The sequence below is a fragment of the Arthrobacter cavernae genome (assembly GCF_017368795.1).
GTDB lineage: Bacteria > Actinomycetota > Actinomycetes > Actinomycetales > Micrococcaceae > Arthrobacter > Arthrobacter cavernae.
The window spans coordinates 1-20333 of the sequence record NZ_JAFNLL010000005.1 but is presented as its reverse complement, the minus strand read 5'-3'; the positions used below and the strand labels follow the sequence as shown (position 1 = coordinate 20333).

26 protein-coding genes are annotated in these 20333 nt (G+C 52.5%); 6 read left to right on the top strand and 20 right to left on the bottom strand.

The features are described from left to right. Positions 1-2: 2 nt before the first annotated feature. From J1902_RS03705 to J1902_RS03635, 15 genes are all read right to left on the bottom strand, one after another. A complete protein-coding gene (locus J1902_RS03705; protein WP_207614920.1) occupies positions 3-812 on the bottom strand; it encodes a hypothetical protein in 810 nt (269 codons plus the stop codon). Between the two features lie 478 nt (positions 813-1290). Then, positions 1291-1998, bottom strand: a complete 708-nt coding sequence (locus J1902_RS03700) for a hypothetical protein (protein ID WP_207614919.1) — start codon at positions 1996-1998, stop codon at positions 1291-1293. Beyond that, a complete protein-coding gene (locus J1902_RS03695) occupies positions 1999-2352 on the bottom strand; it encodes a hypothetical protein (protein WP_207614918.1) in 354 nt (117 codons plus the stop codon). Next, complete coding sequence (locus J1902_RS03690; protein ID WP_207614917.1) at positions 2352-4310, bottom strand: SDR family oxidoreductase; 1959 nt, start codon at positions 4308-4310, stop codon at positions 2352-2354. The genes J1902_RS03695 and J1902_RS03690 overlap by 1 nt, the downstream gene beginning before the upstream one ends. Then, positions 4310-4978, bottom strand: coding sequence for a phage adaptor protein (locus J1902_RS03685; RefSeq protein ID WP_207614916.1), 669 nt, complete (start codon positions 4976-4978; stop codon positions 4310-4312). The genes J1902_RS03690 and J1902_RS03685 overlap by 1 nt, the downstream gene beginning before the upstream one ends. An 88-nt stretch (positions 4979-5066) precedes the next feature. After that, the gene (locus J1902_RS03680; protein ID WP_207614915.1) at positions 5067-5450 is read right to left on the bottom strand and encodes a hypothetical protein; all 384 of its coding nucleotides are present in this window, start codon (positions 5448-5450) and stop codon (positions 5067-5069) included. Between the two features lie 2 nt (positions 5451-5452). Beyond that, positions 5453-5635 (bottom strand): hypothetical protein, encoded by a 183-nt coding sequence (locus J1902_RS03675; protein ID WP_207614914.1) that lies wholly within the window; start codon positions 5633-5635, stop codon positions 5453-5455. Between the two features lie 24 nt (positions 5636-5659). Beyond that, positions 5660-6493, bottom strand: coding sequence for a major capsid protein (locus J1902_RS03670; protein ID WP_207614913.1), 834 nt, complete (start codon positions 6491-6493; stop codon positions 5660-5662). A 222-nt stretch (positions 6494-6715) separates the two neighbouring features. After that, positions 6716-7210, bottom strand: coding sequence for a hypothetical protein (locus tag J1902_RS03665; RefSeq protein WP_207614912.1), 495 nt, complete (start codon positions 7208-7210; stop codon positions 6716-6718). A gap of 148 nt (positions 7211-7358) precedes the next feature. Further along, entirely contained in the window at positions 7359-7649 is a 291-nt protein-coding gene (locus J1902_RS03660) for a hypothetical protein (protein ID WP_207614911.1), read from the bottom strand. Next, positions 7642-9393 carry a portal protein gene (locus tag J1902_RS03655; protein ID WP_207614910.1) on the bottom strand — a complete coding sequence of 584 codons (1752 nt, stop codon included), beginning with the start codon at positions 9391-9393 and terminating at the stop codon, positions 7642-7644. Before J1902_RS03655 ends, J1902_RS03660 begins: the two co-directional genes overlap by 8 nt. A 142-nt stretch (positions 9394-9535) precedes the next feature. Next, a complete protein-coding gene (locus J1902_RS03650) occupies positions 9536-9760 on the bottom strand; it encodes a hypothetical protein (RefSeq protein ID WP_207614909.1) in 225 nt (74 codons plus the stop codon). Positions 9761-9762: 2 nt separating this feature from the next. Then, on the bottom strand, positions 9763-10947 hold the full coding sequence (locus J1902_RS03645) for a PBSX family phage terminase large subunit (RefSeq protein WP_207614908.1): 1185 nt from the start codon (positions 10945-10947) through the stop codon (positions 9763-9765). Positions 10948-10972: 25 nt separating this feature from the next. After that, the gene (locus J1902_RS19860; RefSeq protein WP_207614907.1) at positions 10973-11413 is read right to left on the bottom strand and encodes an endonuclease VII domain-containing protein; all 441 of its coding nucleotides are present in this window, start codon (positions 11411-11413) and stop codon (positions 10973-10975) included. After that, a complete protein-coding gene (locus J1902_RS03635; protein ID WP_207614906.1) occupies positions 11406-11843 on the bottom strand; it encodes a hypothetical protein in 438 nt (145 codons plus the stop codon). Before J1902_RS03635 ends, J1902_RS19860 begins: the two co-directional genes overlap by 8 nt. Positions 11844-11967: 124 nt before the next feature. Here J1902_RS03635 and J1902_RS03630 point away from each other — a divergent pair, with 124 nt between their 5' ends. Further along, the gene (locus J1902_RS03630; RefSeq protein ID WP_242701573.1) at positions 11968-12861 is read left to right on the top strand and encodes a transglycosylase domain-containing protein; all 894 of its coding nucleotides are present in this window, start codon (positions 11968-11970) and stop codon (positions 12859-12861) included. A 37-nt stretch (positions 12862-12898) separates the two neighbouring features. Here J1902_RS03630 and J1902_RS03625 read toward each other — a convergent pair whose 3' ends face one another. The 5 genes from J1902_RS03625 to J1902_RS03605 all read right to left on the bottom strand — a co-directional run bounded on the left by J1902_RS03625 (position 12899) and on the right by J1902_RS03605 (position 18042). Then, entirely contained in the window at positions 12899-13615 is a 717-nt protein-coding gene (locus J1902_RS03625; protein WP_207614904.1) for an HNH endonuclease signature motif containing protein, read from the bottom strand. Between the two features lie 34 nt (positions 13616-13649). Further along, positions 13650-14621, bottom strand: a complete 972-nt coding sequence (locus J1902_RS03620; RefSeq protein ID WP_207614903.1) for a DNA adenine methylase — start codon at positions 14619-14621, stop codon at positions 13650-13652. Between the two features lie 141 nt (positions 14622-14762). After that, positions 14763-15209: a hypothetical protein gene (locus J1902_RS03615; RefSeq protein WP_207614902.1), complete on the bottom strand. Its 447-nt coding sequence runs from the start codon at positions 15207-15209 to the stop codon at positions 14763-14765. 58 nt (positions 15210-15267) lie between these two features. Further along, the gene (locus tag J1902_RS03610; RefSeq protein WP_207614901.1) at positions 15268-15762 is read right to left on the bottom strand and encodes a WhiB family transcriptional regulator; all 495 of its coding nucleotides are present in this window, start codon (positions 15760-15762) and stop codon (positions 15268-15270) included. A 1569-nt stretch (positions 15763-17331) separates the two neighbouring features. Continuing rightward, positions 17332-18042 carry a replication-relaxation family protein gene (locus J1902_RS03605; protein WP_207614900.1) on the bottom strand — a complete coding sequence of 237 codons (711 nt, stop codon included), beginning with the start codon at positions 18040-18042 and terminating at the stop codon, positions 17332-17334. Positions 18043-18338: 296 nt separating this feature from the next. On the opposite strand from J1902_RS03605, the gene J1902_RS03600 reads away from it, so the two are divergent. From J1902_RS03600 to J1902_RS03585, 5 genes are all read left to right on the top strand, one after another. Then, a complete protein-coding gene (locus tag J1902_RS03600) occupies positions 18339-18602 on the top strand; it encodes a hypothetical protein (protein ID WP_207614899.1) in 264 nt (87 codons plus the stop codon). A gap of 141 nt (positions 18603-18743) precedes the next feature. Beyond that, the gene (locus tag J1902_RS03595; protein ID WP_207614898.1) at positions 18744-19508 is read left to right on the top strand and encodes a Rad52/Rad22 family DNA repair protein; all 765 of its coding nucleotides are present in this window, start codon (positions 18744-18746) and stop codon (positions 19506-19508) included. Further along, positions 19509-19631: a hypothetical protein gene (locus tag J1902_RS19645; RefSeq protein ID WP_278253588.1), complete on the top strand. Its 123-nt coding sequence runs from the start codon at positions 19509-19511 to the stop codon at positions 19629-19631. It begins immediately after the preceding gene. Positions 19632-19726: 95 nt separating this feature from the next. Continuing rightward, positions 19727-20137 carry a hypothetical protein gene (locus J1902_RS03590; RefSeq protein WP_207614897.1) on the top strand — a complete coding sequence of 137 codons (411 nt, stop codon included), beginning with the start codon at positions 19727-19729 and terminating at the stop codon, positions 20135-20137. A 9-nt stretch (positions 20138-20146) separates the two neighbouring features. Continuing rightward, the coding region (locus J1902_RS03585; RefSeq protein ID WP_207614896.1) for a pentapeptide repeat-containing protein at positions 20147-20333 on the top strand (187 nt) is incomplete at its 3' end.

Sequence of the window (20333 nt, the reverse complement as noted above, 5' to 3'; positions counted from 1 at the left end):
TCCTACCAAAGTAAAGCGTTTAGTAATTTTCTTGTTTGATCGACGTACAGCGCATTCGACACATCGCGCCCTTCTTGCCTAAGCTTGTCATTGTTGACGCCGAAGTCATTGCCGACGTAGCCAAGAGCTTGAGCCGCACCCTTGTCACCAGCCTTAGCCATTTGATCAAGTAGAGCGCGAAACTCAATTCCCTTCGTTTTGGCAAAGGTTGCAGCACTAATCGCATTGCCATTAGCGTCAGTGAAGCTAAAGCCCTTGTCGCCGCGTTGGCTCATCTGAGCAGTTCCGCCACTCTTCGCCTGCGTTCCGCCCCCTCCGCCACCGAAGTAGCTTCCGATGCCGGCGGTAGATGCCGCTGCCCTGTCCCTGGCTGCTTCGGCTTCTTGGCGTGCCATCTGCTCACGTTGGAAAGCCATATTCTCATTGAATTGGCGCTGTTGCTCATCACGGCTAAGTTCGGTTTGTTGGATGCCGAGCGCTTGTTGTCTCTGATCTCTGTACAGGGCATTGAGAGACTCTTCCAGAGACGACCTTCTGGCGTTTTGTGCGCTATAGAGATTGGCTACGGCTGGCTTAAAGACAGTCGAGTCATACTTGACCTGTTCTCCAATTGGAATACCGCCAAAGCCAAGGCCACGACGACGAGCGCCACCGAGGATGTCTTCATGAGATTGTTCGGCGGTTGCTTTGAGGCCGTCAAGCTGCGATTGCGTCTCACCCGGGAGGGCATTGATCTGGTTTTGAGCCGTTGTTCGGCTGCCAGCGTAGCCGGGGTCTAGTTCTGAGATAATTGCGTCGAGCGTTCGTGCCACGTATAGGTCTCGTCACACCGTCCAAGTTATTTTGATAATAACATACTTGGTATTTGTGAACTAGATAATTAACACTATCCAACAGGCGATAGGAACGTGTTGACTTTGAACGTGAACGTCTCAGCCTGACTGATCCCTGTGATCGGGTCAATATATGGGTTCGGGATGACTACACTACAGCGAACAACTGTAGGGCTAATACGGGCGACCATCGTGTAGACCGAATAGAAAGCTGGGCCGAACGGGCAACCCCGTACGTGCGACCCTTAGAACGCCTGTATAGTACTGAGACCCAAGGAGGTTAGACCGCACGCGAATACGCTGTTCCGCACCAGGCGTACCAACTGTCAGGTCGGCCGAGAATGTTACGGCCGAGCCAGGTGGCGTGACATTGCTACCGGGTACGGTGATAGACACCGACGCCGAGTTGTCTTCTTTTAGGGTGGCGAAGTCCGTTGTAAGGATAAAACTTTCTGCTTTAGGCATCGAGATACACCCTGTAGTGGACACGGATAGTTGGGGTGCCCCCTGCAATTTCTGTTTTAATGATTAGATTGGTCGCGTCAACTGAGGTCGCAATAGGTTCAGCTTGAAGGTCTCCAGCGTCGTGGACACTGAGTGGGGCAATCGTCCCACTCTTTTCAGACCAGGTCATAACTTGAGGCACTCGACCAAGACCGTGCGGGATAATCGTTGTTACACTTGTTGTACTCGGTGAGGACGGATACTCGAAATAATCCGAGAGATAGAGCTTCGTATAGTTATAGTCGGTGTTCAGTTGGAAGTTATCGACATTTGACTGAGTGCGCAACAAATCTGCATCGACCGTTGACGGCTCAAGCCCATAATAGCGGACGTAAAAGGTGATCGGGCTACCCGTGTAGTTCTCGCCGCTAAAGATAATATCGTTGGCGTCTGAATTGATATTCACTATGTAGTCGTACAAACGAAGGGCGGGGGACAACGACACAGGGGCTGTGTTAAGCCCATAGAGGACAGCATAGTCAGAGGTCAACGAGTATGACCCCATCATGAGTGGGGCGAAGGGTAGTTTGTGGGCCAGCCTGCCCACGCCAGTAGTGTTAGCGGGCACAGTGAAGTTAGCTGTGCCACCGACAACTACTTTGTCAAGCGGATAGTCGGTTGTGACGAGGAAGTTATTTGAAGTTGTAGGGTTAGCAGGCATTTAGCCTCCAAGCAGGGTGATTACGTTTTGACCAGGCTTAGCTCGCCACGATCCAATGCGACCGTCATCTGGTGCCATACCGTCGAGGCCGACAGGCGTCCCCTTGAAGTAGTAAACAGTTCCAAACCTGTTAGCCCGGTAAAGCCCCATGAACATTCCTGTGCCCTCACTATCGAGTAAGCTCGTGCCGAAGAGTTCTTCACCGAGATTGCCCGAGATCATAGAGTTTCCGTTTGCGTCCTTGAACTGCTTCTTAACCGCTTCTGCGTCAAGCTGCGCAAAGTTCTGGTTGATCGTGTTGAACGCTGCCGCTGTCGATCCAGTAGAGATGATGCGATTGAACCTGTTAGGCATCAGCGAATCCTCTGGGTTTCAACCATTAGTACCTCACTGTCGAACTCAACTGGCTCACGAGCTGCGATGTGTTGGTAGCGTCGCTGAGCACGTTTGAACTCACCAGATAGGTAGAGATCAGGCTCGATGATGCCGACACCTCCAAAGCGCACGCCTGAGTTGAACAGAACACCGTTATTGAAGCGTGGGCCAGAACCCGACATTGGGACGTCTTGCCAGTTGAAGTCGAGGGACAGATCGGTCGCGTAACCGCAACGAACGTCATAGTCAGCATTGGCTGCTGCGAAGGTCGGTCGCCACTTAGGGATACGTTTCAGCGCCGCCGGCTGGTCAAAGTGACTGGCACCTGTAAGGAGATCGTACTGAATCTGGTCGCCGAGATTGTGGTAGTCATTCGTTGGTAGCTCTGCGTAATAGACCGCGGCTACACGGTTGCTGGCCTGTAGGAAGAGATCGTCTTGAGTCCCCCGGCCATATGTCCGACCGACGTATGCGCCTTTGTCTAGACTCTCAAGCTTCTTGAGTTGGAGGTTGATGACGTAGCACTCGGTATTATCCGCGCTGCCAGAAGGGGCGTAGAAGACATACAGGCGGTTCTTGTAGATGTCGAGCTGCATCGTGTTCTTGTTAGGGATAGCCAGGTAATCCTCTAGGAACGGCTTGGCAAGATTGACTTCTTCAGATCCGTTGAACTGCCAAATACCCTCGAAGTCCGCGTGGTAGATGAAGTTAGCGTCTGACACGGTTGTCTCTTGTGTGAACGTGCCGCGCTGTGGAGCTGCTTCATCCATGCGGAAGGTCACGTTGTCGTCGCCCATGAATGCGAACTTGTTGTTGTGGGTGAGGATGTAGAGGATACCGTTGAGCTTTTGAAACGCCGTAATACCGTCCGCCGTCTTTGGAGCAGGCGCGTATTGGAAGTCGGTACTCGTAAATTTGTCGTATTCGCCAAAGTTAGTCCAGGCGAACTTAGTGAAGTCGGATGAGTCCGAGAAGAAGATCAGCCCCTTGTGCTCACTCAGTTCATCAGGAATGAACGGACAAGCCGTCAGTTGAGTAACTGTCGTGGAGTCCCATTTGTAAGGCTTCTCCTGGCCATTTATCCAGTAGATAGCATCCTGAACCATCTCGAACCTGTAGAACGTCGCAGACGCGCTTAAACCGCTCTTAACGACGGTTGTTGCGCCGGTCGTGTCGTCTACTTGGTAGATCACACCGCCCGCCCCGAAGACTGTAAGGCGTTGGCCGTTTGGCCTGTTGACACGGATGAGTCCTAGCACTGGGTTGTATGGAGCCGTATAGAGCTTCACGTTCAGAGCGTTGACCGCTCCCCCGGTCCAGGTGAACCCAGCGTCGTTTGAGATGAGTCCGGTTGAGCCCGTCGTCGTCGTTGAGACCTCATAAACTCCCGCGTACTTGGACTGTGTTTTAATCACGACGAAGGGTGTACCAGTCACCTCCGGGGCAGCGGCGAAGTAGACAGGCTTGTACGCGAACGATGAACCGATGTCAGCCGGCCTAATCGAGCTGCGAGCCAAGAGAGCGCCAGGCACTCCCGCGTTGTTCTGTCGTACCTCGACTAGTACTACGCCCTTGCTCGTGGCTGTCGTCCGTATCCGTACTTCTACTTGAGACAACCGTTGAGTTCCGGTAAGCGTAAGTGGCTGCGCCAGGGCTTGAGTCGCCGAGATCGTCGCGACACCTGCACCGGTAGTGGAACTGTTCTGAGCGTTGACAGCCTCCCCTACTGGAACCGAGTAGCGATCTAGGCCCCTGCGCGTCTTATAGCGCCCGATCTTGGTGAACCTGGCGTCGATGGCGGCCCTGAGTTCGGTTGGCTTGAGATCGTCATTGTCCTTATAGGTGTCTACGCCGTCCTTGAAGCTGACCGCCTGAGTAGAGCCCTTCTGTGTGGACGTTGACGGGATCTGAGTCCGATAGCCGAACCTAGACTTCATTACAAGCTGTACCCCTGATTAGGTGAGCGAGCCTTGGTGATCTTGGCAGTTGATCGCACCTTGGAAGTCCTGGTTGTCTGTCGAGTGACGTACCGAAGCAACATGTCTTCTTCTAGCTCTTCAACCCTACGTAGGTGGATTGCTTCAACATCGAAGTTGCCCCGGTAGGCCTCAAGTCCCGCTAGACCTCCATGTACAAGTAGCTTCTTGTATTCCTGGGGAATGTCAGGCACCACGACACCAGAGGTGAGCTCGGTTGGTCGCCGTAGATACTTCAAGCCAATGTTGTATGCCTTGTCCACAGGCCTCTCAAAGCGCACTGAGCGGGCGTAGATGGTGTACCAGTTCGGTCGGCCCTGGGATTGAACTGGTAGAGCCCTAAACCGCTCCTCAAAGTCCCTAAACGCCATATACTCGGGCACTGTAGTTTGTTCGAGATCAGATAACGTAAGTAGGTCCACTGTCTGTAGATCAGATGGCAGAAAAGAAGTACTATCGCCAATGATCATAGGTGTGATAGTGACGCTCTCGAGCTGCGGAAAACGATGACGGCCCATCACTCTGTCTTGGGTTTCCTGAATCCAACCAATAACGAGGCTATCGGCTATGTTCTGATCTTTGCCGAGCAGTTTGATCTCAGTGACAAGTGAAGCTGTGTCGTAAGCCATGTGGTTCTCATGCAACCGTCCGTTGTTCTCATAATACAAAAAAGCGCCCTGATTTAACAGAGCGCAATTTTTACTATGGATTTACTGACTAAGCAGCGCGGGTCCATGTACCGATGACTGAGTCAACGACCCAACCAGTGACGCCGGCTGTGCCGGTACCACGAATGATGAACAAGTCACCAGTTCGGCCAGCAGTCGTGTCAAGGCTGATCGCCTTGTTCACAGCTGCGGTGAAGCCGTTACCCGTCACGCCATCCAAGGCAGCCGGGGCGACGCTGATCGTTGGCAACTTACCAGCTGTGGTGACACCCGCCTGAACGGCGAATGTAAGGCCCAAGGCAGTCGAAGGCAGTGTGATCGTCGCATTAGCGGTTACACGCTGCACAACGCCTGAATCAGCCGCAGTAAGTGTCTTGTTTCCTGTTACGTCAGCAGCGATGAAGCCACTTCGTACACTTGAAATTTCAGCCATAGTTACTTAGTTCCTTTCTTAGCTTCTACTTCAGCAGCAGGAGCCTCTTTGTATTCACCTTTATATTCGTATCCAAGGTGCACAAACGCGTCACCTTGGATGTCACTTACTGCGACTAGCTCGGCACCGCTCTCTTTGTGAACGTAGAGGCCGGTCTTGCTAGTCTGAGTTTCACTAACTGACATGTTTTGAGTCCTTTCTTACTGGTCCTAGGCTTCTTTTTGAACCCAGATACCTTTAGCTTTGTTCTTTGGAATGAAAGCATCGTAGTAACGACGTCCTTCAGCCACAGCACCGTCGATACCCTGAACCTCTTCAAGGACACGGACCATGTCGAACTTCTTAGGAACGACGGCTACCTTTGTGTAGACAGTCAGGAAGTTGGTCTTGAGTGGAACCCATGAGGTTGGAACCTTGATGAGTGTGTTGCCGTCAACTTCACCGATGATGCCCTTTTTGAGGTCTTTGTATGCTGTGTCGCATGACTTGATGAACTCAGGGTCACGCTTCAAGAGGTTGTGCGCTCCTGGAGTCAGGAAGGTCACGCGCTCGTCTGCTGGTACTTCTGCGTCGTCCATGCTGGCTTGTAGGCCAAGGAACTTCTGGTAAGCAGTCGTGTTGGTGATACCTGTTGCGTCTACCTGGCTGTTTGCCACTGCGTAGGCTACGAGAGTCGCTAGGACGTACTTGTCAGTGTTCGGGATAGATACTTCACGTACTTGGCGTTTGACGGCTTTGTGAGCCTCTTGAACCATCTGTGAGTCATTGAGGTTTCCGCGGTCAACTGTGAACGTAAAGCTCTTGTCTTGGCTGAGGGTGAAGGTTTGTTCACCTGTTCCAAGCTCGATGAGCGTACCGAATCGGTTTGTACCGGCGCGGACGTAGTCAACTTCGGCGACTACATCGACGTTGTAGATGGTTACAGACTTCTTACCGTTGAAGTCTAGGCGGATGCCTTTGTTGATGATCGGTGCGACTTTTGATTCTGTAGTGAATCGTTCGTCAATTTCGCTCAGGTGAGCTGCTGAATAGTTTTGAGCCATTGCTCGTTTCTCCGTTTATTAGTCGTCATTAGCCCAAACGTCAGCGATCGGATCAGTTGTAGCGGCTGTCTGCTTCGTTGCAGTGCCGGCGACCGATGCGGTGCGTTGTTTGGTCGCAAGGTTCTGGATGGCTTCTTTACCGCCCTGCTTCTTGGCTTCGGAGAGATCAACTTTGCCAACACCTGACATCGCGTAGACGTCGTCCAGGGAAAGGTGGCCGTTTCATAGTAGCCATGCCTTGTCAGGATTCGCTGTGACGTACTCGCCAAGCGCTGCGTCCTGCTCTGGTGTGATGTTGTTGCTCGACTTCCATTCGCGTACGGCCAGGGTCGTTTCAAGCGCGCTCGATTTCTCGATGGCCTGTCGCACTAGTTCGTTGTCGGTATCGACTGCTAGTGGTTGAGCGTTGATCTGCTTCTCAAGCTGTGAAGCCTGTTGAGCCTTCTGGGTCATAGCTTTCTCGGCCTCTCGGTAGGACTTGGCAGCTTGTGCCTGGCCTTCCGGTGTCGTGATGTCTATGCCTTTTTTGGTCCAATAATCAGAGAGGTCATCTTCTGAGGTTGTTGACGCGTTGTCAGTCTCGTCAGTAGTCGTCTGATCGGTGGTAGTAGTTGATTCGCTGTCGGTGTTAGCCGCCTCAGCAAGCTGCTCTTCAGGTTGTGCAGTGACTACTGCGCCTGTGTCCTGAGTAGTAGCGTCGGTTGTGGATTCATCCATTGAATCGCCTCCATTACTTACTTCACCCCTCTCTATTGGTGGAGAGGTGCTGCCGGGATACGAATGGCACAAATTGGACGGTTGTGTTTCTTTCTAAGAGGTTAATTTCTATGAAAGTCCCACTCGTATCGCCGCAGCACACCTACAATCAGAGCTTCTCTTTCTCCCTGCGGGCGTTGATTTTGTCCCTCAGACGCTTCATGAAAGTGGGGGTATCCGCAACGGTCTGAGCTGTCATGAAGTAGTCGATCTCTAGCTGAACTGTGGCGGCCTTAGTACCCGCATGTGCTCGGAAGTTATCGGTGAGCTCTTCGTTCATGGTCAGCTCTAGGTAGCGTGCTTTCGCCTTTTCGAGCCTCTTCAAGTAGTGCTTGCCGAACTTCGACTTAGCGAACGCCACGGCGTCTTGAGTGATCTGTAGTGAGTCATAATCAGACACCTGGAGCCCCCGCAGGAGCAGGCAGTTGCGCACTAGGGGCTCCCATTTCAGGCGGCAACGCACCCTCTGAACCCATAGGCATCTCAGGAGCAACAGCCGGCGTCATGATCGCAGCTAGGTCGTCTTTGTCCATGTCGAACATCTTTGGATAGAGGATCTTCTTTGCTTCTTCTAGGTTGTTCGTTGGGTCTTGGATAAGAATCTGGTAGTTCTCGCGAGCGATACGTCGCTCTTCGGACTGCTTGTGTTCGCCGTCTACTTCGAGCACGACGCGTGGTCGCCACTCTCCTACATAGTCCGCAGGATCAAAGATGGCTGTCCCTTGAGGTAGTTCGATGCCGTACTTGGCGAACACTTCCTCTTTGTTGACTGTTGCGCCAGGAACCTTGACGACAAGCGGTTCGTCAACGTAGAGCTGGACGAGACGCATAAGGATGAAGCCCATCCAGTAGAAGGCGTCCTTCTTGAAGATGCGAGCCTTGCTTTGGATACGTTGGCCTGTCTGCTGTAGCTGCGCCTGGACTTCAGTTGCCGTCGTGTCCTTGACGTTCTGGACGCCCTTAGCGAGCTGATCGATGGCTGTGGCTTCGCGTATGTCATTCTTAGCGTCCTGGCGATTAGCGAAGGCGTTAGCGGGCAATGACGGCGGCTGACGGTCTTGGAGTGAGCCAGGCTTGAACGGATACACCGTGCCTGGATCATCATCGATGAGGTCTTGCCAGTCTTCGTACTCAGGATCAAGTTCTTTCTGAGGTGCCACATGCTTGATGAGGTTGTCAGTCTCCATGTTGGTCATGTCGTTGAGGCGTTCTACTTCTTTGTGGATCGAATCAAGCTCACCCTTGGCGTACATGAGTGACTTACGGCGGTAATTGCGGAAGAAGAACGGATTGAGGCCCTTGGCTTCGGCCTTTGCCTTGTCGGTCGCCTCTTTGACAGCGAGCTCATCCGGCTCATCAACGCCCTGCAAGTACTGCTGAGTCAGTAGGAACTCGTGACGCGCCTTGTGTGGGTTCACGACGTCTTCAATGACGTAGCAACGGTTCTTGATCGTTACAACACGGTCGATGTCCCAGATCTCGATAATCTCGTCTTGGTTATCGTTTGGCTTGTTGAGAACTGAGCCGCTGAACATCTCTTTGAGTTCTTTGTCGGTCGGCTCCTGCTGGCCCTTAGATGTCCCGTCCTCTTTCTTGTAGCGAGGGATCATCTCACCGAATGTATTGCTCTTAGGGTCTGAGTCAAGCACCTCGATGTCATCAAGATCGCCCTTACGAACGAAGAAGCGCCGGCCAGCATATCGCCCAGGCTTCTGTAGCTCGGCAGGGTTGCGCACAGTCGGGTCGATGATGATGTCGCGCATGGCGTATGACTCTAGGTGAGGGTGATCGCCTTCCCAAGTGAGCATGTTGCCGTCCATACCAACGATGAAGGTCTCGCGGTAGCTCTCTTCAAACGAGAGATCCCAGCCGTCATCTTCAGCCCATTCGTCTACGAGTGCGTTGAGCGGTCGAGTGTCTACCCGCTTCATAGGGTCGCCAGACGTGTAGTCAAAGCGAAGATCAGCGTTGTTGAGCGCTGACGTCATCGTCTCTACAGTCGAGAACGGTAGAGGGATGAAAGTATCGGTGGTGCCCTGGTATTGAGCCTCAGCACGTTCTGAGTCGTAGTGCTTGTTGTCGCGATCCCACTTGGCGTGCCAGTTGTCTTTAGCATAGTCCCACGACTCGTTGAATCGCTTCATGGCCAGTTCAAGAGTCTTTGTGTCTTGACTCTCGGCTATTTTGGTTTGATTTTTGCTTTTACCGCCAACCATATGAAGTTTTGAGTTATCCCTATCTAGTTACTGCTTTGAATTTAACACAAACGCCTTGAGCTGAATAGTGCTATTTCTTATCAACGACACTAACAGTGCCGTCTAAGTCTTCAGGCAAGAACGTCTTGACGGGTCGCACAAAGCACTTTCGCTTCTTCGCATTGATACGCATGATCTTCAGTTCAGTCTCGCCATCGTCGCTTTGAAAGCGCAGGATATTGCCCACCTTGAGCTTGGCAAATGCTGCGTCTGTTAGTTCACTTCCTATCTCTTCCCAGTTGCTTGGCTTCTTCATGTTCATCTCCTTATTCGTTTGCTTTGTTTGACCCATGCCGGCTTAGATACTCGTGGTGGCCCTGTACTTGGTCTGTACGTCTCATTGGCGTATCTGGTTGCGTCCATGAAGTGGTTCCACATGTCCATCGGCACGTTGAGTATCTTGCCGTCCTTGTCGGTTATCCACATGTAGTTGCGGTACTCCTTGATGCCGTTCGTTGAGCGTTGCGTGATGCTCACGCGCTGATCTTGGAGCTTCTGAATACCCTGAAGGACGCTGCCCTGGCCCTTGTTGGCCGGGATGACGTTGATGCCATAGCTACTGAGCTCGTCAATAGACTTCGGTTCCGAGCTGTCGGCCACCACCAAGGTCTTCGGACTCGGCAAGTTAATGATGAGGTCAGCTATCTGCTTGTTGCTCATACCCTTTTGGTAAAGCTGTTCATCGAGGATGATGCCGCCGTTGTAGCTGTAGAGGTCAACAATGGCCGTAGGGTCGTTCGAGTAGCCAAAGTCCAAACCACGGCGCTCCAGACGCGCCTCATGGGGTATTTCATCGATGATCTGCCAACCGGTGAAGATCTTACCTTCAAGCTCACCGCGCTTCCCCTCCGCGTAGACTCTCCCCCACTGCTTATTGAGCTTGGCCTTCCGTTCGATGTCCTCGATGATGGCCGGCTCAAGACCCTCGTTGTCCTTGTAGGTCAGGATTACAACGTCAACACGGTCATCGTGAGCACTGGCTGGAACAGCTTCATCGTTGATGCCGTAGTCCTCGTACATGTAAAAGTCCGTGACTGGATTCCAGTCTGCCCAGGCGTCTTCCCTGGTACGGAATAGAAGCTGCTCCCAAGCCTCTTGAGGCACGTTGTTTGCTTCGTTCACATACAAGCGGTCACGACGTGGGCCGCGCACCTTGCTTGGCTGATCTGCTGAGAAGAACTCAATTTGAGACCCAGTTTCAAACGTGTAGGTGAAGTCTGTCTTGCTCCACCTGGAGGGGTCGAAGTAATTGTGCTCATGCATGATATTCAAGAAATCGCGCATGGCACCTTTGCGAAGGTGAGGGAAGGACTCTGAAACTACAGAGGTGAGCTTAGGCTTGGTGTCGCTCTGAGACCTGTCGATGAGGATTTGTAAGATCGAGATGGTCTTGCCACCCGACGTTCCCCCAGGAATCAGCTTGATGCGTTTCCTAAGCTTCAATAGCTTCTTGGTAGCTGTGGTTGCCTTATATGGCATCACTCGCACCCAAGTAAGCGATAGCTGACCGCATCAGGTCAGTGTCGTCTTTCAACAGACCGATAGCGCGGTTACAGCTCCCGCAAAGCAATCCCCGTACTTTGCCTGTCTCGTGGTCATGATCTACATGCAAGGGTGTTGGAGGAATCAAGGAACAGATAGCGCACTTTCCGCCCTGACTGGAGTGCAGACCTTCAAACTCTTCAGGTGACAGCCCATAGCGCCACTTAATCCGGTTGAGCTGCTGAAGGCGCTTGCCGCCGACTGATTGCTTGTATCTCTTCTCGGCAGCTATGCCAGCATCAGTCTTCTTGTAAGCGGCCCTAGTCGCCCGTAGTCCCTGATTCTTGAGACGCTTGCGCTCTATCACCTCTGGCCGTGAGTTGTATTCCTTGTTGTAAGCTCGCTTTGCCTCTGTCGTACTAGGCATCACCGTCCTCTACAGGCTGCACGCTCAAGCCACCCAGGATCGGCATCGGTAAGTCCTTGCCATTGGTCGTATGGTCGATCTGCTGTTGAGTGCTGAACTCAGCCTTGCGCTTACGCTCTAGGAATTTGAGAGCCAGATTGCCGTCTGTACGCATGGCCTGGATGACTGAGTTACGGGCCTGCAACACTGGCCGTTCCTTCAGTAGCTCTTTTCGCTCCAAAAACTTCGGGTTCTTATCTTGGTAGTTGTAGAGTGTGCTCTTGCCAATGTCCGCATATAGACACGCTTCAAGGTCTGTGCAACCGAGAGCAAAAGCTTCCTCTAATAATCGGACTACCGTTGCCTCATCCTTGCCATCAAAAAGAGGCCGTCCCACTTTCTTCTTTACGGTTGGTTGAGTTGTAGTCTTTTTCTTTGACTGCTCTGCCATACTGCACCTATTTATGCACAGACAGTCTCAAATTAAAAGATCTGTCTCAAATTCCCTCTATAGACCAAGAAATATTGGCCAAAGTATAATTCTCCTACCATTCCTTTTCGGGAAAGCTCGGACAATGGCAGCAATCGAAGCATCTACTACTGTCACTACTCCCATCCGAAAGCGAAAGAAAAAGCACATCATACTGAGGTCAATTGGCTGGTTTTTCAAGCTCGTGATCGCCCTGGTCATCCTGAGTCTGCTCGCCACGATTTCCTTCATTTGGTGGACTCCCCCACGGACCTCGTACATGATGCAGTCCGGTGAGCCTGTGGTGTACCAGTACGTCTCGATCGACCACATCAGCCGGTATGTGCTGGCCGCTACCATCGCCCATGAAGATCAGGAGCTCGGCACGCGCCCTGGTGCGTTCGACATCGAGGCGTTCAATGCCAGGGCTAAGGCGTATATAGAAGGCAAGCCAGACCCCAGCGGTTCAACCATCCCTCAGCAGCTCGCGAAGAACATCTTCCTTACTCCTCAGCAGAACGCCGTGAGGAAAGGGATAGAGGCCGGCCTTGCTACTGAGTTCTCGCTCATCCTCTCCGAAGAACGGATCTTGGAGCTGTACCTCAACTACGCGCAGTTCGGCCCAAAGCTCTACGGAATCTGTGCGGCGACCTGGTACTACTTCGGAAACCCGCCCTGGAACATCACTGAATACCAAGCTGCCCAACTAATGGGAGTACTGCCACTACCTAACCTGGTGCAGCGCGCAAAAGACGGTGGCATCTATCTTGGCCCCGTCGTTAATTTCCGGGTGTGGGATTACGTAAACGGAGCAGCAAACGTCCACGTGCCACGGCAGATAGAGGGCATGGGCGGATGGAAGGCAGCAGTAGCCACGATTGGCATCACTGACACCGCGGCCGATCACGCGAATGAGCGAGGTTCAGCAGACTCCTGCTCCGCTATGCCGTCCAGTGTGCTCGATCGGATCAAGCAGGAAGATTCAACGTGGAAACCGTGACGCACTTCCTCAACGATAGAGTGCAGCAAAAAAGAGACTACTCGCCGGTCAGGACAGTCTTGGCAAGCTCTTCAACGTCTACGCCGGTCTCTCCAGCTGTTACTTTGAGCTTGTCGTAGGAGATCGTTTCGACTCCCTGGAAAGTGACCGTCAGCCGGCGTTCTGGCCGAGTAGCAACGTGGCTGTAGTTTTCGGGGTGCGCCCAGTAACACCCTTCACAGGTGCCGACGTCCTTGATAGTCCAGTTGGGGCACACCTTACAGGATTGCCCTTTTGCCATGTTGTCCGATCCGCACAGCGGCATGAAGTCCTCATAAGCCATCACCGGCTTATCACCACCGATGGCAAACGGCACTCTATGATCAGCCTGGAGCTCACGAGCAGAATACTCACCCGAGCAAATCGCACACTGGTTGCCGTAAGCCGCCTTGAGGCCATCAGCAAACTTCTTGGGGATGACTACCCGACCGATGGCATTCTTGTTCGCCGCGCCAGTAAAGAAATACTCGGCCATACGTTTGCCGTTGATCGTGACCATACGTTTTTCCACGCCGGCCCCTGCGTCCTTCAGATCGCCCGCCGCTCTCGGTGGATGGTCATAGCCGTAAGTGTCACGGAGCGTCGTCGTTGTAACAGCGCCGTGCGTCAAGATGTGGTCACGCACGATTCCAGCACGCCTGGGCATTTTAAGGCCTTTGAGCCAAGCAATCTGGTCAGGTGCGAGTTGAGTGTTAGATTCCCCGGTATTAGTCACGCACCCGACGTTACTAGAACGCGGGCATTAAATCTCAGAACAACGCGTCTTGACCTGCAGGTTCTAAATCGATTCGCGTGTCAATGATGTCGAGTCCACCTAGCCGCTGCACTAGAGCTGGGCTTAGGTAGAGGGACTCGACGGTCATCTCCTTCTTGCCTAGTAGCGTCGCTTGGGAGGATACACCGGCCACAACATGGCGGTGCGTCAGGCCGAGTTCGTCGGGAAGCTTGTAGCCATACTTGTTGTCATCTCGAACCACGTCGTAAGAGATGATGAAACTGACTTGATTGTCGATAGCACGCTGCAAGGTCTCGATGAACGGATCGCGACGCAATCCTGTTAGGTACCGGTGGTCTGGTACGTCAGTTGTGCCCTGGTACGGAGGGTCCATGTACACAAGGGCTTCGCGTGGTGCGTTGATCAGCGGAGACTCATAGGACTCACTTGATACTGAAGTCCCCCTCATCAGGCGAGAGGCTTCGAAAATCCGAGCCTGCATATTGCTTGGCTTGGCGCCAAGTCGGCGGTGATCAGGGCTCTGGTTAAAGTCACCGTTCTTGCTGTATCTGACGGCCGCCTTGACCACACGGCACAGGAGGTAAAGAAGGTGAGCAGGTGCTTTCGTCTGGTTGAACTCCTCACGCACCTTCAGGAAGTATGAGCGGGGGTCTTCAAGCTGCTCGTTCCAGAGATTCGTGTACTCAGCAATGAGCCTGTCAGGGTTGTCGATAATCCGTTGCCACAGATCCATGAGCGGCCCGTTGACGTCTGAGAGGGCAACTTCGCCGACCTGACCATAGTGTCGAGCGGCGACCGAGATGGCTGCTGACCCGGCGAATGGCTCGACTAGAAGCGGCACGCCACCGTCTGGGAAGAGCGACAGTATTTGACCAACCAGCTGGCGTTTGCTGCCTTGGTACGGGAACGCCTGGACGACTGTCCGTATGCCGTCAGTCTTCCACGGCATTTGTGAGTTCGTGAGCAGTTCGGCCGATAATGTCATGGCGCCAAGTCTAGCGTTCCACCGCAAGTCGCCGCGTCAGGAGCACCTGCCGTGAAGCCTGTGTCGGCTATGCTCGATCTTGGTCCGCCGGCACGTACCCCCAATCGGTGTCGGCGGGCCTTCGGCTTGGAAAGTACGGTGCTACCAGCTACCTGATGTCTCAAAAGCCTCGAACGCGGCCGTCCACGTCCCATGATGTATCAACATCTGGTTCATCCCCTCCCGCAGCTTGAACATCGCCACGCGGTCGTAAGGCTTGAGTGTGTGTTCTAGAGTTGCCGCGCAGTCGTCGTTGAACACGAGCTTGCAAACGATCTCGTAGTCCCCTGGCTTGACGTTGCTGGCCTGCATCTCCTTGGCGTAGCGGTTAGGTAGCAACTCGCCACCGTGGAGCAATTGGCCTGGTTCTGCATAGACAGGCTCTGAGCTTTGAACAGGCTGATCGGCAATCGTAGGTTCGGGTACGTCTACTGGCAGAGGTTCGGGTACTGGCGTCTCCACTAGATCGGGCACTTCCGATTCTGCGGCCGGCTGCACGCTAGACGCGTCTGCCTTTAGTTGCTGCTCGGGTTTCGTCTGATTAGTCATGATGAGTGCTACTCCTGCGCCAAGGATGGCGACGGTTACTGCTGATATAAGGAGAGGCTTACGCATGGTTGACCTCCATCGCCTGGCTATGTATCAGCGCGATTTCTCCGATGGCCTGGTTGAGAGTCTGGTACTTGCCCTTCTTCACGTCTAGGAAAATGCCATAGACGCGTTCCTCGAAAGACAGATCCGCGATTGCCCGTAGTTCAGCTGCGTGTTCGCTAGCCGGCGACGGCTCGTAGTAGTTGGGCATCTCTGGCCGCGAATGCTTTGGTGGATTAGACCTGAGGCCCTTGTCGTAGGCATCCCATTCCTTGGCTGCTCGGATTGAGCTGGCAGTCATGCCGCCGATGACACCGCGATCTGGATATGTGCGCTTCATCGCTGCTTCCAAACACTGAGGTTGGATCACGCAGCGGGCACAGATAGCTTTGGCGGTCTTTGCCAGGAATGGCTCTCGGTGAGCATTTGCATTGAAGTACTTCTCTGCAACGCCTGGAGCTAGGTCAGTGCAGGCACCGCCTTCTAGGCTAGGGAAGCGCTCAGCACTCATCACCAGCCTCTTGTGAGCACACTTCAACTCGATTAGTGTGATTCCACGCTCTAAACTTGATTGTTCGCATATTCAATTGTTCCTGTTTAATGCTGCCCTAGACTATGAGCTAAGTGCGCTAAATAGTCAAGGGTATTTTTTGAAAGTGGCCGATGATCGGGCACTCTAAGTACTCCCTTCTTTCTTCCGTAAACACGGAGGGGAGTTGATACTAAAGCATTCCCTGAGTGGGTGTGCAGGTCGTCGGCTCATCAGGGATAGCTTGATTGACTAACTCCCCCTTCCAGTCCGTTACGTCTTTGAGTGATCCGTAACCTACTAGGTAAGTCTTGCTTGAAAGTATGTGAGATGGGACGAACGCAGTTGAATAAACCCAACTTCAACGTCACGTACTAGCCGTTGCGATCGTGAGTTCCAACCCCTACCTACTCGACCAAAGTCCACCAGGGCAGTGGTTTTCGATACCCATCACAGCTACCTTCAATTGTTATAGACAGACAGGCGGAGGCAAGATTTTCACTTGCGCGCATCTATGAGTTAGTTGCAACACTCGTAGTGGGTTATATTCGCCACTAGTAGGCCTTCTCCCCAACTCCGCTTGCCTGTCGATAACTTAGACTATGAACCAAATTGTTAAAGTAGCTACGTTGATATCGCTTCATCAGTACAAAGCAGGCTTTACGATAGCCGAAAACGTTGAGCTAGATATTCCATCACTTCTTTAGACTCGTATCAGGACCGACCTTAGTCAACGGCTCCCCCGAGATACAAGAAAGAGCCCCCTGTAGCAGGAGGCTCTAAAGCATTCACGTTCACCAATCATTATGACGGACTTATCGAATAATGCAATACCCCCTGCGGGTGATTTCAGGAGCAAGACTTACATCATTGAACGTGAATGCTTGCTGTACTCCATTATCGACACTAAGTGATTTAAGTCAACGGCAATGTGTGACGATTGTCATTTACTCTCTAGGCAAACTGTGGATAATCGTTCATAATGCCCGATATGCAGAAGAAGAAACAAACAGCCACTAAGAAGCCGAGGACACTATTCCGAACTATACAGGTACCGGTACTGATCATCCCCCGACCCAGGGGCGCACGTGAGTTGGATATAAAAGAGGGATTGAAAAACAAGCCCTACCTGCTTTAATAGGTACATGCGATCTTCGATGGTTGCACGTTCCTGGACGCCGTCACTGGCTACACTTCTAAAAAAGACGCTCTTGTGTGTTTGAGCGTCTTTTTCTTTGGTGTGACTCTTCTAGCTCATAAGGCCGGCCGCTAGATATAGGCCTGTAGCAACGAGAGCGAGCGTGAACGATAGTTCGTTGAAGAGATGATGCTGGGTTCGTCTTCTGCTGTGAGAGTGCTTAGGACGGCTTACACGGCCTCGCGGTTTACGTCGCAAAGGCGCAAGGTCTATGATCTCGCCGCCGTTAGTCTCCGTCGGTCCATACGGTGTGTTTACGATCATTGCTTAGGAGTTCCTGTTTAGCTTTGTTCTACTAAGTATTATGAGCCAACAGAGGTAAATACACAAGGCTTTTAAGTTGTAAAAAACGCTCAACTAAAGAGGAACTGTGGAAAAGACTCTTGCATTTCGACCATAAACAAACCGCGCACTTCTTCGTCCTCGCGGTCTATGAGCCACTGTATTTCCTTCATGCGCTCCTCATCAGGTACAAGGAACAACACCACAGGAAACGTCGGTACATCGCTCTCATCGCTATGTTGCCAGGCATGTATGTACTTTCTCATCTTTTCTTTGAGTTGCTTCTGGCGTTCCGTACCTAGATCAACCTCGATGAAAAACGTGACGTTGACGCGCCTGCTAGGGATAGCCATTTCTATATGCAGGTCAGGTCGCAACTCAGCTCCGGCCACAGTAGCCCAAGAATCTGGTTCTGTCGCATAGCCCACGACTTCCAGCAGGCCTTGCTGCTCTAATCGCTTCACTGCTACGAACGTCTCAGCTATAGCAATGGTGTGGTGGATATCCGAGAGCCTCGAATAGTTGCCCTGAGTCTGCGCTATGCGCCGTCCCTGTGTCCCCAGGCGGTAGATGTACTGGCCACTCCCTGCACCGTTGCCACCTATGAGGCGACGCTCTACCCGTGCCAGGTACTTCCGTTCAACTAGACGCTTCAATGCTCTATCGCTAGACGTAGCGCTGAGACTGTCTGAAAAAATAAGTTCGCGAATAATTCCTGACCGGAGCATTCCGAAGCGGGAAATGAGCTTGATGATCTTGGCGTCGCGGGTGGTTACGAGCATGGATTCAGTATAGACGGGATGAGTACGAGCGCCTAGGGTATCGTTTGCCCACGTCAGAGGCCCATTTGGTGGGTACGAAGGCCACATCAACCACACGTCCAAACACACAGTCAAGATAACGACGGCTATTTATCCACAGGCAATAGCAAAAATAGCCTTGCATATTCTTTATAAATGCCTCATAGTCAAGGACAGGCGAAAGCGGAGCAGACATTTATCTAGGCTCGACAGCGAATAACCCTACTAAACACACGCAGACAGGAGAACACAATCACTTTAAAGAAAGACGAGTACTTATGATCAATCCATACCTGATGCCAACAAAGAAAAAGGGCGAGAAGCTCATCACAACAGGCTGGGGGTTTTACCCACCACTGAAACAGGCATTGGTCGAGCTAGCACGAGCTGAGTCGGAACGCCTTGAGAAGAAGATCTCCGTTCCAACTATCATCCGAACACTCACCACAGTCAGCAACCCAACAATAACCACAAGACGCCAATGGCTCGCCATACGCGTCAAACAAATAGAGAAAGAGAAGCGCCATGAAGCGAAGAAATAATCAGAATCAAGAGTTCACAGCCAGCACTAAGGCGCGCGTACAACGCCGCTACGAGCTCGCTAATGCGCCTTACCAGGCACAGCGCCGCAACTTTACATCTAGCCGCGTATCCATTCGTGAGAGCGTTCTAAAGGCCTTCGTATGGGTGAGTCTGTAACTTTCGATCTGAAGGCGCTCCGTGCCCCATTCAAGCCGGAAGACATCGAATGGCGAGTACAGCGTTCTGGCCTAAAGGGTCAAAGTGGCTGGGTGCAGGTCATTGCCTACATCGACAACCGCGCTGTACAGAACCGTCTTGATGATGTTGTCGGGCCGGAGAACTGGCGAGACGAGTTCGACACGTCACCGAACGGCGGCATCCTTTGTGGTCTCTCAATCCGTGTAAATGGCGAGTGGATCACCAAGTGGGATGGTGCTGATAACTCAGATATCGAACCAATTAAGGGTGGTCTATCTAACGCGATGAAGCGAGCAGCAGTTCAATGGGGTATCGGTCGCTATCTGTACAGCCTCGAAGCTGTCTATCAAAGCGTCTACCAGTCTGGGGGCGAAAACTACATTCAGATCTGGAAGAACCCAAAGAACAAACAGGGTGAGCCGGATGTCAAAGGTTACTGGAATCCTCCAAAGTTGCCGAGTTGGGCTCTGCCCATCCGTGCTCCTGGCGATGAAAAGAAAGCGCCTACGGCTTCATCACTCATTACCGGAACCGCGCCCAAAGACGAGCCAACGATTGACAACCCTCCTACGGGTGCGCAGATCATCAAGATCAAGACGCTGTACAACGCCATCAAAGCCGATCCTAGTATGCGAGAGAAGTGGCTTGCAGCAATCCTGACCGACGTACAAGCAGCCCAGGCGATCGAGAAACTGGAAGCTAAGAAGCAGGAAATGGAGGCCGCATAGATGGATACCTATTACAGCCAGATAAGCCACGGACTCGACGACGAGATTGACATGAGCGAACAACTTGTCGAGCAGCAGGAACGTGCCGAGCAAGAGGAGCGATATCTGGAGTACTCAGAGTGATGGATATTCTCGCGCTACTCCAGACAGTCAGGGACGCCGAACGTGGCGTGCTCATCGAACAAACTAACGAGGCCATAGTCTCAGGAACCAATTAAATGTCAAATCCAAAGAAACTAACCAAGATCAAGTTCTTTTCGATCAATCGAGACATCCGTGACGGTAGGCGCTCCAACGCTCAGATGGCCGCCTTCCACAATGTGAGCATCGAGACTATCCGCACCGTGCGCAATGCGAAGACCTGGAACGGGTTCCTGGCTCATAAGCAGGCGAAGGCAGCTCGTGCGCTCAAGCGCAAGATAGAACTTGGGAAGGCCAGGGCCGCACAGATCAAGAGACCGAGCGACATCCCTGATATAGCAGTAGCCGATCCAGATATGACAGCCAGTCAAACCTGGACTCGTCCATCTCTACAGGAACAGATAGACGTGCTTGCAGACGAGGTCGCCAATCTCAAGCGCCAGCGGGGGCCGTTCCGCTTCTCAATAATCAAGAAAGACAACAAATAAGGAGGTGATATGCCACGAAACATCAAGATAGAGATCAAGCATTACCTGACAGGATCAATCCTGTTCAGCTATGAGTCGCCAGACAACACACTCGTAAAGACGATTCGCGAAGCCAACCTGCGCGAAGCCAACCTGTACGGAGCCAACCTGTACGGAGCCAACCTGCGCGGAGCCGACCTGCGCGGAGCCGACCTGC